The organism is Acidianus brierleyi, from assembly GCF_003201835.2.
Taxonomy (GTDB): Archaea; Thermoproteota; Thermoprotei_A; order Sulfolobales; family Sulfolobaceae; genus Aramenus; species Aramenus brierleyi.
On sequence record NZ_CP029289.2, the window covers coordinates 329,296 to 341,186 of the forward strand.

13 protein-coding genes are annotated in these 11,891 nt (G+C 31.1%); 5 read left to right on the top strand and 8 right to left on the bottom strand.

What is annotated here, in order from left to right; genetic code table 11:
* Positions 1-43 precede the first annotated feature (43 nt).
* A complete protein-coding gene (locus DFR85_RS17575; RefSeq protein WP_110269413.1) occupies positions 44-1,183 on the top strand; it encodes an RsmB/NOP family class I SAM-dependent RNA methyltransferase in 1,140 nt (379 codons plus the stop codon).
* Here the strand turns inward: DFR85_RS17575 and DFR85_RS17580 are convergent.
* From DFR85_RS17580 to DFR85_RS17595, 4 genes are all read right to left on the bottom strand, one after another.
* A complete protein-coding gene (locus DFR85_RS17580; RefSeq protein ID WP_110269414.1) occupies positions 1,116-2,351 on the bottom strand; it encodes a glycosyltransferase in 1,236 nt (411 codons plus the stop codon). The genes DFR85_RS17575 and DFR85_RS17580 overlap by 68 nt on opposite strands.
* The gene (locus DFR85_RS17585; RefSeq protein WP_110269415.1) at positions 2,348-3,004 is read right to left on the bottom strand and encodes a DUF5752 family protein; all 657 of its coding nucleotides are present in this window, start codon (positions 3,002-3,004) and stop codon (positions 2,348-2,350) included. Before DFR85_RS17585 ends, DFR85_RS17580 begins: the two co-directional genes overlap by 4 nt.
* Before the next feature lie 61 nt (positions 3,005-3,065).
* Entirely contained in the window at positions 3,066-3,431 is a 366-nt protein-coding gene (locus DFR85_RS17590) for a hypothetical protein (RefSeq protein WP_110269416.1), read from the bottom strand.
* Positions 3,432-3,461: 30 nt separating this feature from the next.
* Positions 3,462-3,818, bottom strand: coding sequence for a NifB/NifX family molybdenum-iron cluster-binding protein (locus DFR85_RS17595; protein ID WP_110269417.1), 357 nt, complete (start codon positions 3,816-3,818; stop codon positions 3,462-3,464).
* 106 nt (positions 3,819-3,924) lie between these two features.
* On the opposite strand from DFR85_RS17595, the gene DFR85_RS17600 reads away from it, so the two are divergent.
* A complete protein-coding gene (locus tag DFR85_RS17600) occupies positions 3,925-4,146 on the top strand; it encodes an Rdx family protein (protein ID WP_110269418.1) in 222 nt (73 codons plus the stop codon).
* A gap of 3 nt (positions 4,147-4,149) precedes the next feature.
* On the opposite strand, the gene DFR85_RS17605 is transcribed toward DFR85_RS17600, so the two are convergent.
* Positions 4,150-5,763, bottom strand: coding sequence for a cbb3-type cytochrome c oxidase subunit I (locus DFR85_RS17605; RefSeq protein ID WP_110269419.1), 1,614 nt, complete (start codon positions 5,761-5,763; stop codon positions 4,150-4,152).
* Positions 5,764-5,874: 111 nt separating this feature from the next.
* The gene (locus tag DFR85_RS17610; protein ID WP_110269420.1) at positions 5,875-7,821 is read right to left on the bottom strand and encodes a 4Fe-4S binding protein; all 1,947 of its coding nucleotides are present in this window, start codon (positions 7,819-7,821) and stop codon (positions 5,875-5,877) included.
* Between the two features lie 149 nt (positions 7,822-7,970).
* Here DFR85_RS17610 and DFR85_RS17615 point away from each other — a divergent pair, with 149 nt between their 5' ends.
* A complete protein-coding gene (locus DFR85_RS17615; protein WP_110269421.1) occupies positions 7,971-8,729 on the top strand; it encodes an enoyl-CoA hydratase/isomerase family protein in 759 nt (252 codons plus the stop codon).
* A 2-nt stretch (positions 8,730-8,731) separates the two neighbouring features.
* On the opposite strand, the gene DFR85_RS17620 is transcribed toward DFR85_RS17615, so the two are convergent.
* Positions 8,732-9,724, bottom strand: coding sequence for an ABC transporter permease (locus DFR85_RS17620; RefSeq protein WP_110271747.1), 993 nt, complete (start codon positions 9,722-9,724; stop codon positions 8,732-8,734).
* Positions 9,724-10,446 (bottom strand): ABC transporter ATP-binding protein, encoded by a 723-nt coding sequence (locus tag DFR85_RS17625; RefSeq protein ID WP_432417922.1) that lies wholly within the window; start codon positions 10,444-10,446, stop codon positions 9,724-9,726. The genes DFR85_RS17620 and DFR85_RS17625 overlap by 1 nt, the downstream gene beginning before the upstream one ends.
* Here DFR85_RS17625 and DFR85_RS17630 point away from each other — a divergent pair.
* Together DFR85_RS17630 and DFR85_RS17635 are read left to right on the top strand one after the other, a co-directional pair.
* Entirely contained in the window at positions 10,436-11,425 is a 990-nt protein-coding gene (locus DFR85_RS17630) for an AIR synthase-related protein (RefSeq protein WP_246252969.1), read from the top strand. The genes DFR85_RS17625 and DFR85_RS17630 overlap by 11 nt on opposite strands.
* Positions 11,391-11,885: an NTP transferase domain-containing protein gene (locus DFR85_RS17635; RefSeq protein WP_246252970.1), complete on the top strand. Its 495-nt coding sequence runs from the start codon at positions 11,391-11,393 to the stop codon at positions 11,883-11,885. Before DFR85_RS17630 ends, DFR85_RS17635 begins: the two co-directional genes overlap by 35 nt.
* The last annotated feature ends 6 nt before the right edge of the window (positions 11,886-11,891 follow it).

The window sequence follows — 11,891 nt, forward strand, 5'->3', positions numbered from 1 at the left end:
AACTGAATTTTTAAACTGAAGGAACTTTACTTTTAGTTTAGTAATGGAAGATAAAATAAGTCTGTTTACTGAGGCAATTAAAGTAATATTATTTCAAAAAATACAACCAGAAAGAGCCTTTGATATAGCGTTCAAGAAATTGAATTTTCAAGGAGATAGAAGATCGTTATATTTAAGTTTCTTAGACATAATAAAAGGTTTTCAATATGTATCTTATATTAATCCTGAATTATCTATAAGAGAAAAAGTAATAAGAGCTATAGATTGTGATTATGACCCTTTATATTCATTTCCTAATTGGATTCTTGAAAGGCTTCTTCCTATACTAGGTAAAGACGGCTTAAGAAAAATCTATAATAAGTTTTACTGGATACGTGTTAACACATTAAAGGCCGATGTTGATAAAGTAGTGAGAAGCTTAGAAGCACAAGGATTCACCTTAGTTCAAGACGATTTTCCTTTCTTATTCAAAGTTGACAAATGGTATAAGATATCTAAGACAGAAGAATATAAACTGGGTCACATAATACCTCAAGATAAGGCTGCGGTACTTGCGGTTAAAGTTTTAGATCCTAAACCTTACGAAACAATTATAGAAATAGGTGCTGCTCCAGGGATAAAGACTTCATTAATTCAACAATTTACTGATAACAAATCAAGAGTAATATCTATAGATATTTCCAGTAAGAGGTTAAAAATTCAGCAAGAACTTATGAAAAAATGGAACGTGAAAAATGTAGAATTAATTCAAGCTGATGGGACTAGATTTCCTGCAATAAAAGGAGATAAGATATTTATAGATGCGCCTTGTAGTAACAGTGGAACAATTAATGCTGATCCATCAGTATATATGAGATTGACGAAATCGGAATTAATGAGACTCATACAACTTCAAAGTAGAATTTTAAGAGAGTCTTCAAAACTTAAGAAAGAAGTTGTGTATGTAACATGCTCATTATTTCCTGAGGAAGGAGAAAAAATAGTTGAAAAATACCAAAAATATTTGCGTAAGATAAATAATAAAGAAGATATGTATGGATATTTAAAAAGTAAAGTATGGTTACGAGTTATGAGAACTTATCCTCATATTCATGGGTCAGAAGGATTTTTTATTGCTAAGCTTTGTTTTGAGGAAGATTCTGAAAGTCTTCTGGGGAATTCTTACCTGTTACATAAGCCATAACCATAAGGTACTCTCTCATATGTCTTGTTATAACGAAGTTATTTCTAACGTGCTCCTTTGCGTTTTCTCCCAATCTTTTTGCTATATCTGGATTTCTAATAGAATGTATAATATAATGTGCAGCACCTTCTACGTTATCTACTAGGTATCCAGTAATATTATGTATAATCTGCAAAGGTATTCCGCCTGTTCTTCCTCCTATTACGAGTTTTTTCTTCCACATTGCTTCACTTACTGTTAGGCCAAATCCTTCTTTTATAGACTTTTGAAGAACTATTGTAGCTCCAGTTTGGAATGCGTTTATTTCAAGGTCACTATAAGGCGGCAACATTAGAAGACGAATATCTTTTTCTCCAGAAGCTTCTGCAGCAGTTTTCTTATATACTTCTTCTCCTTCTGGATCATCAGTAGCTGGACTACCAACATACGCCATTTGCAAGTCTATATGCTTTTTAGCCATTTTAAAAGCTCTAATTGCACCTATTGGATCTTTTGCATAATCAAATCTGGAAATTTGAACTAATAACGGCTTATCTAAATCTAACTCGTACTTATACAAAATTCTCCTTACAGTGCTGTCAGGTATTTTCTTATTCTTTATGCTTAATGGATCAATTGATGGCGGTATTATAAATTGAGGTATATCAACATCGTTTCTAGCAAATACTGGAGTAGATATTATCATTGAGTTAAATTTTGATAATCTTTTATTAAGGAATTCCCATACTGGCATATAAGGGTTAGAAATATCTATATGGCATCTCCATATCCATTTTCCTTTCTTTTTGTAATCTATTAATCCTAAGGGTTGCGGATCATGAATCATTATTATATCATAGTCTAAAGGTACCTCAGCAGAGTTGATCTCTTGCCATTTATTATAAGTTTCGAAAGCGCCTTCTGGTAAATTTCCTTGACCTGTCTGTAATGCATTATGGAATGATTTTGTTACCTTAAAAAAGTCATTATCTCCTCTTATTACTTTCCAGTCCACATTTAATCCTAATTCTCTCATTAATGGTACCATTCTATTTAATATTTCAGCTACTCCACCTCCAGCTCTAGTAGAGTTAACATGAAGTATAGAAAAATCCTTTAATTTTGCCGCTATTTTAAATAATGCGTCTATTTCATCTTCTCCTACTATTTCAGAATATTTTTCTATCATTTTAACAATTCACCTTCTATAATTTTTAATATATCATCTCTGAATTTCTCCTCATCTGTATATGTTTGAGGGTCTACTTTAGATAATTTTTCAGATAATTCAAATAAACCAAAGTTTTTTTCTAGCCAATCGCTTAAATCATTTTTGGTTTTCTCTCCTACTATACGTTTATAAACAAAATGATAAAAAAGAGATCTTGCGGGAACACTAGCTACTGAATCCAGAAAATCCGATAAGGTCTTTATTTCTATACCAAGGTAATATACTACTGGTACACAGCTTATAAAAATAAACGGATAATCTGCAGATTTATTATTTATGCCATAACTCTTAATCAATTCTAAGATTTCATTCCTTATATCTTCTACAGTTAGCGGCTCTAATCCAGAAATATCAGCTACAAGTTCAGCTAGATTCTCATCGTGCAATGAGTCCCTAATCCAAAATGCAAAATCATTAGGTAAATCTTCTGGAACTACATGACTAGAAAGCATTGGATGAAAAACATGATAAAAAATCGAATGCTTATCAACTTTGCTTATACCATCGTAAAGTTCTTGTAGTGAATTAGCCTTAATTTTAGTGTACGTAGGAGGATAATATGCAGAATAAAATCTGAATGGTATACCTTTACCACTGGAATCTAAGTCCATTTACAGTCTAGATTATATACTATAGGTCCATTAAATATATTTTATAAAAATAAGTATTACGTCATATGAAAGGTATGCTTATATTGAATAAAACTATAATTACAAGATTTATTATTATAATGATAATTGCTGCCAAAATCGCTATTCCAAAAGCCCCTCCCCAACCTACATTAAAAATATTCTTAAAAACCCATAATATACCAAGAAACCCAATTATCTGAGGTATTGGAAATGGCAATATGAGACCAAAAATTGCACTTAATATATAAAAAACTATTAACCCCGCTATTGTAGCTATCATAGCTTTGCCTAAACTAGCCGAACTATTAAAGAATTTGGCCGATATCCATATTGGAAAGGATATTATTATCCATGCGATTATTAAACTAACTAATAATATAATAAAATGTTGTAAACTATGTATCATGTAACTTATTTAAGATCTTGAATAAAAAAATTATTCTTCTGGAAAAGCTTCAGCATACATTTCTTCATCCAATTCTTCCTTTATTCCTTTTTCTAATGTCTCTAAATTATCCAATACTTCTTTCAACGTTTTATAATCAGTTGGAATATATTTTATTCTACCCTGTGACATCATATAAGAACCTGGGCATAGGAATTGCTTTTTAACTACTATAGCATCTACACCTAAGTCTAATATTACTCCCATCGCAGCCTCCTTACTTACGTTATGAGCAGGATTCTCATATTGTTCTACTTCTTTCTTTTCCTCATCTATTACTGCTATTATATCTGCCTCATCTAGAGGCTTTAGATTCTGACTTTGATCATATGTTATGGCTATTCTCATGTTCCCATTAACATAATGAATACTAGCTTAAATATAATTCGATTAAAGACGATTTATGATCTTTATAACGATAACTTTAAAATCTTAGTTTATTTATCAATTTAACATGAAAAGCATTAGAATAATTTATTGCAGGCCATGCGGTTATTTGGAAAGAGCTCTTGATCTTGCTAGAGATATACTTTCTTATTTTGATGATGCAAAAGTTGAATTAGAACAAGGTAAGAATGGAATATTCGATATATATTTGGATGGAAACAAAATTTTTTCTAGGTATGAGGAAAAAAGATTTCCAGAAAATGAGGAGATATTAAAAAAGTTAGCATAAATCTTATCTTTTATTTATTATTTTTATTATATTTAGTTTGGTATTTATTCTATCTAATCCAGAAGTTATTTCTTTTGGAACTTCTAATTGCATGGCTATTGTATTTATTGCTTCTCCAATAGATGCATTAGCCAAATTAGCAGATCTACCTTTTAACAATGTCAATACTAGGTTGCCTAACCATCCTAATGTAGCTACGTCAGCAATTACTGCACCAGCACTTGCTACTACTTCTGGTATAATATATGTAGGTATTAATGGAAATATCTCAGCTCTTCTTATTAGTCCAGTTAAGCCTAGATCATCAAAACCTACTACTATCATTGCTGTTCCTATCATATATCCGACCATGTGAATCCAGCCTATTTTATTAGAATACCACATTTTACCAGTTAACATTGGTATCATGTAATACAATGTTGCAAATCCTGCTGGAACTATTGACCAGAATATCATAGCATGGAAGTGACCAGGCACCCACATACTATTATGAATTATAGAATCAAAACTTAGATCAGCGTTAGCTATTCCAGTTACACCTGCAGCTATTGCTCCTGCAAAGCTAATTGATATCCAAACACTAATTAGATTAAGATTTATATTAGCCCCTTTTACTGTAGCCCATAAATTCAAGAACGTCATCATTGATGGTACTACTACTGCATACGTTAATACTTCTTGAAGTAGTTTTATTGCGACTGGTAAATCAACCATATATAAATGATGTATAGGCACATTATTTGAAAATATCAAATATAGTAATGCTGCAATCCTAGCACTTTTTTCACTGTAAATTGGCTTATTAGCTAACATTGGTATCAAATAATACATAGAAGCTACTGCAGGCATCCAAACTATATAAACTATTGAATGTCCTAGGATCCAAAATGCTATCTGATTTGCTATAGGATCCAAACCTGTTATTCCGAAATATGCTAAAATATCCCATGTGTTTGCAGCAGTTTCTCCACTCCATCCAATAGCTATCATTAATGATGTCATTAATGCGAAAACTGCAAATATAGGCAATTTTTCCTTTGTAGTCTTTGATACTAAATAATAATGGTATATTAGCCATATTACAAATATATAAGTACCTATATCCATTAATTCATAACCTATGAACCATAAAGGACTAAGTACATAATTAGAGTAAGTTGGAATGCCTAATGGGCTTAAATAATACCATCCACTGGCTCCGAAGAAATTGTCGTTGAAAGTTGGATATGCGACTATTGGGCCTTCAATTAACATAAAAGCTATATTAAATAATACGAATCCTATGTTTAAGAACCATTTAGCTCTAGGTTGGAAATTTAATAATTTATATGAGAGAAAAATAAAAATAGCTATTTCTAATTGTACTGCAAATCCGAATAAATCTCTAACTCCATGTAGTGTTATTCCTCCATAGTATTCTTGTGACGTCATAACTAGAGAGGCTGATGTAGCCCAGGCTGCCTCTTGGATTCTTGCCATTAATGCGTCTATTATTCCTAGCATCCCCCATATTAGGCTCATTACTATCATTGCCATAGTTATTCTCGATACCCAATCCTTATCAAGTTGAAATATAGAGTTCAGAAGTGTAACGAGTGAATTAGGCCTAGTGCTCATAAAGCACAATTTTTCTTTATCAGATTTATATCTTTCTTTTATAAATGTTATAAAAACTAGAATAAGTTAATTAAGAGCATTAACTAAAAAATCTTCTAATATTAAAGATTATTATTTATATTTAATTTTTCTTCTAAATAAGTTTCTAATTACATGTCTCACATCATGAAACATTATATTATTATACGGACAAGCTTCTACGCAATCTCCAACTCCTACACATTTCATAGATTTGAATTCGCCTTTCTTTATGAAGTTTCCAGCCATATCCGTTAGACCCACTGGGCAAGCTCTTGCGCAATCCTTAGTTTTACATTTTAAACAGATAGTGGGATCCTTAACTTGTAGCTTGAAGAATCCAAAACTGCCTATAAATTGATTAAATGTTCCCCATGAGCACCATCCTTGTGTTAAACAAGCATATGATCCCATAAATGGTATAGATATAAACACTATATACCATAATACGTTAAAATAAAAGGAATATAGAAATACTGTAGTATCAACTCCAAATATAGTGAAATTTAGAATACCTATTTCATTGAGATAAGATATTATTGCAGCAACTAATAAAGCGCTCCACACACTTATTACTATTAATTTAAACCAAGGTTTTAATTTACTTCCGAGCGTTTTTCTTCCTAATTTGGAAGATCTATTAAAAGTTTTAAGAGAATCATAGAAAGTTCCTTGATACATTAGAGGAGCAGTACAAGTTACTGAACATATTTGTCTTGCTCCGAAGAGAAATGAAAGTACTGCAGATACAGCATATGTGCCTATTATTCCAGTTAATAGTACACTTGGAGAGACTGGTCCTAAAGTTCCTAACCCCATTGACCACATATAAGGTATATATTGTACTTTAGAAGCTATTGGCGAGAAAGTAGGTAAAAATATAGTGTAAATTGCATAAGCTGAAATCATTAGAATAAATCTTATTTTATTTTCAGTATTCTTAAGGTTCTTAATCCTAAATACAGCTAGCATTCCCATCTCAGTTCCCATCATAATAAGGAACCATACAGAACCAGTTACTGATCCTATTATCGATATTAAATCAAATAATAGGCCTAAACCATAATAACTTAAAGGGTTTACGTATCCTAGGGATAGTGAAGAAATAAATCCTGGTATACTGGGAGCGAAAATTCCAGTAGCAAAATCTAAAACCCCTCCCATAAACCATTCCATTATAAATGTTAATGTTATGAATGAAAAAGTCCATTTAGCATTCTGCGTATAGTTTCCCTTTATTTTGCTAGGTCCAGAAATTGCTCTAAAAATAAACCATGTCATTCCTGCTATCATAGAAAAATCAAACAAGTACCAGCTTCCAATCAGAAAATATACGAATTCACCAGCCATCATTAACGTAAATATTATCATCATTTCTAGGGACGTCATAGTTTCTTGTGTAGCCTTTAATCTTTCCCTATATAATGTCTCGTAGATTATTATCGTAGCTACTATCATTAGACTGGCTGTAACCCAGATGGTATCATAAACAAATTTTATATTATTAGGAAATATGACAGGAGAAAATATCATTATGGGAAATAGTATAGCCAAATATTCTCTTAATGGGAAATTGATTGTTTTCAAGAAATATACTAATGTAAATAACATTTCAGTAGCCATCACGCCAAAGTAATAGTAGTTTTCAACTCCTAATAGTGGATTGCCTAGACTCTTTGTTAAAATGGAGTAAAACGTTTCACCCATTAAAGCTTCAGAAACTGCCATCAATAGAGCAAAAACAAATATGGTAAGATTATTTCTTATGTTACCAATTTTCTTCTTAACTAGTCCTAAAATAGCTAGTAAACCTATTATCATATAAAAAGAGTTTGACATTAAAACCAATGCTTCAGTTATTTTATTCTGTGTAGAAAAAAAGAAAGGCAAACTAGCGAACATTACGACCATGCTACCAGATAAATAAAGAACTACAAGAAAACCCAGTCCATTAATACCTTTTTTTATTAAGTAAATTAAATATATTGAAAATAATGCCATCAGTGATGCAACTACGATGAAAACTAGATCAAACTCCATAATTAAAAATCAGATTATTAGTTTAAAAATATTAACATATATGTTTTTTGTTTATACAACTTTTTAAAATATAATATTAAAATTTAATAGAGTATACTATCCGTTTTCATCTAAAAAAATAATAAACTCTTTTCTCTATAAGAAGTATAATGTATGTAAACTTAGAAGATCATAATAATTACTGCGTTATATCGTTTAATACGGGCGGTAAATATAATTTAGTTAATATAAAATTTATGATAGAATTCCTAGATACTTTGGCTGAGATAGAAAAAAATAGATCTTATAGATTTATAATGATTCATGGGGAAAACGGTAATTTCGGAGCTGGAGCAGATATTAGAGAATTACTTAAAGCTTCTGAAGATAAGGAATTTGCAATATCTTTTTTTAACTATATGAAAGCCATGTATCAAAAATTACTAAATATAAATAAGATTACAATAGCTCAAGTTAATGGCGTAGCGTATGGTGCCTCATTAGAGATGTTATTACTCATGGACTTTGTTATTGCTGAAGAAAGCTCTAAATTCGCGGCCCCTGGTGGTAAAATAGGAGTCTTTCCACCAGTATTAGTATCACTAGGTCCTTATATAATAGGTTTAAGGAACGTTAAAAGATTGGCAATGTTAGGCGAAGAGATAGATTCTAAAGAGGCCAAGAATATTGGTCTTATAGATTCGTATGGAGATATTAAGGAGGAGACGAATAGTTTAGTTTCAAAACTCGTGAGTTTTTCTCCAACTGCATTATTATCAATGAAAAGATTAGTTTTGAGTAATATGAGTCATAATCTAGATGATGCTTTTGAAAGCATTATTTCTCAAGTTACTAGCGATAATGCAAAAGAAGGAATATCATCATTCTTAGCTAAAATAAAACCGTCTTGGACTAATTTTCAGTTTTAACATTACTCAAATTCTCTTAGTTTCATTAATCTACTACCTAATGCTAGGAATATTAGTGTTCCTAATATTACGTAAATGATATAGAAGGGATTCGGAGGTACGTTATATACAATAATGTCTCTTATTATGCTATCTATAACGGAAACTGGTTGATATTGCACTACAACCCTTAGACTAGAAGGAAATGCATAAATAGAGAAAAAGGCTGTGCTAAGAAATATTAACGGGATAGTTACTACGTTAGCAGCTACATTAGAAACAAATAATTTATCTTTTGGTGTTAATCCAAATATTATTGCACCAAGACCAGAAAACATAAGCGTTGAAATTATCAGGAATCCAATGAAAGAAAGTCCAATTAAAGGTAGAAATCCGAATAATAATGATAATGCTAGAATGGGTGTAATAGAGATGAGCGTAATAATTATCTCATAGATTACTAATGAGGTTACCCATTCATAACTCTTCAATGGAGAGGCTGCTAATCTATCTACCAATCTATCCCTATAATATCCAGATGCTACTCCAGTTACTCCGAAAATACCATTTGATAATGCTACTACTCCAATCATTCCAGATATTATATATTCATAATATGAGTTTCCATACTTAAGAACTGAGGAATAGTGAATTTGTGAGTTATTAGTATAGTATTGATTAATTAAAGCTTGTAAGGACGGTACTAAATATTTATCGTCTTGAGGATAATAAATTGATACATTATCCTTGATAATCTGTACATAAATATAGTTGTGAAGAAGGGCTTCTTTTTCATTATTCCCATACAATGCAGTAAATAGTTGGCTACCATTTATAAATTTACCAACTTGGCTATTATTTATAATAACAAATTCATGGACTTGCGTACCTGCTCCAAAACCTAGTGCGAAAATTAGTGTTAAAAATATTGGGAAAAATATGATAAAGAACCAGGTCTCCTTACTATTAAGATTATCTTTAATGATGGCTTTTGTTGTTAAAAAAATATTTTTCATCATTGCTCACCTAAACTTTCCATTAGTGCTAAATATGCTTCTTCTAGGTTAGATTTATTAAATTCACTCATAAGTTCTTTTGGAGTTCCTATTCTCACAATTCTTCCATCATATATCACTGCTACCTTATCAGAAAGAATTTCAGCTTCGTCTAAATAATGCGTTGTTAAAAGTACTGTTATTCCACTTCTCTTTAAATCTCTTACAATATCCCACAAATTTCTTCTCGATTTTGGATCTAATCCTACAGTAGGCTCATCTAAGTACACTATTTTAGGATCTCCTGCTAATGCACAAGCTATAGCAACTCTTCTCTTGTACCCTCCAGATAATTGTTTAAATTTAGTTTTAACGTATTTTTTAAGATCTAGAATATCGATAAGCTCGTCTATATCTGATTTTTTATCGTATAAACTTGAGAAATATTTTATATTATCTTCCACTGTGAGATCAGAAAAACCTTGGAATTCTTGAGGGACTATGCCAACAATTTTTCTAACCTCATTACACATTTCTGGAATATTAAAGCCTAGAACACTCACTTTACCTTTAGTAGGCTTTAGAACACAGGAAAGAATCTTAACGGTAGTTGTTTTACCTGCACCATTAGGTCCTAATAACGAAAATACTTCTCCAGAATTTACTGAGAAGGAAATTCCTCTAAGAGCTTCAACCCTATTTTTATATATTTTCCATAAATCTTCAACTTCAATGCTCATCATGATTTATTTTATTTTTTCACAAGTAAATAATGTGTCTTTTGGTAAAATTTCCCCTGAGCAGTTTTTAAGTAGAATAAAATCTGGTAATTGCATTATATGTCCAGCATTAGGTGAAGACGATGCGGTATTAAAACTTAATAAAAAATATTTAGTTATTCATTCTGATCCTATTACAGAGTCTGGTCTAGACTCTGGATTTCTCTCAGTGGTTGTAGCATGTAACGACGTTAATATGAAGGGCACAGCATGTAAATGGGTACTTACTACTGTATTATTATCAAGAGAAGACAATCTTAATAATATAATAGACGGAATAAATGAGGCTTGTAGTTTAATAGGATGTAATGTTGTAGGAGGGCATACTGAAGTGGTTGATATAAATCGTGACATAGTAGTTACTACTGCATTAGGAGAAACAGATAAGATAATGGAAATCAATTCTGTTAAGGATGGCGATTATGTAGTTTTAATAGGCGACATAGGAATAGAAGGATCTTGGATTTTAGCTACTCAGTTTCAATCTTTACTTAGATCTAAAGGCGTTAGTGATGAAGTAATAGAAGCTGCTAAAGCCTTTAAGAAGGAATTAATAGTACAGTCTAAGGCTTTAGCTATTTCTAGATTAGTGAAATTTATGCATGATACAACTGATGGTGGGCTTTTACAAGCACTTTTTGAACTAGCTAAAAGATCAAATATGACAGTATCAATTAGAGAAGACTCTATACCATTAAGAAGAGAAGTTCACGAAGTAACGGCAGCATTAAATATTGATCCATTAAAATTTATCTCTTCTGGGGCTTTTATAGCTATAACTGATAATCCAAAAGAAATACTTAGTAAAGTAAATGGCTATATCATAGGCAAATTAGTAAAAGGGGAACCTATAGTTAAAACCGAAAAAAGAATAATAAATGATAATGTAAAGGAGGAATTAGCTAGGATTGAAAATAGTTATAATGGCTGGTGGAAAAGGTAGTAGATTATCTCCTAGAAAGCCATTATTAGAAGTCTGTAGTATTCCAATGATAGCTAGAGTTTATAATGTGGCTGAAAAAATATCAACTGATATTTATATTGCTACAATAAAAAATCATGTTATAGAAAAAGAGCTAATTTTACGTTTTCCTAATATAATTTACACATCAGGGAAAGGATATGAGAATGACGTATTAGAAGCTGTAACAACAATAGGATTTCCAGTTTTAGTTCTTCCTTCAGATATACCGTTTTTAAAAATAGATTATGTTAAGCCTCTTTTCACTTGTAAATCTTCTATCTGTACTCTTCTCTCTAGAGGAAAGTTTGTTGGTATAAGTTTATGGAATTCAGATAATCTTAATGACTTTTCATCAATTGAGAGTAATGTAGATATTATAAATGTTAATACTAAAGAAGATCTTTCCATAGCAAATAAATTATGCTATGAGAATATTTAGTGAGAA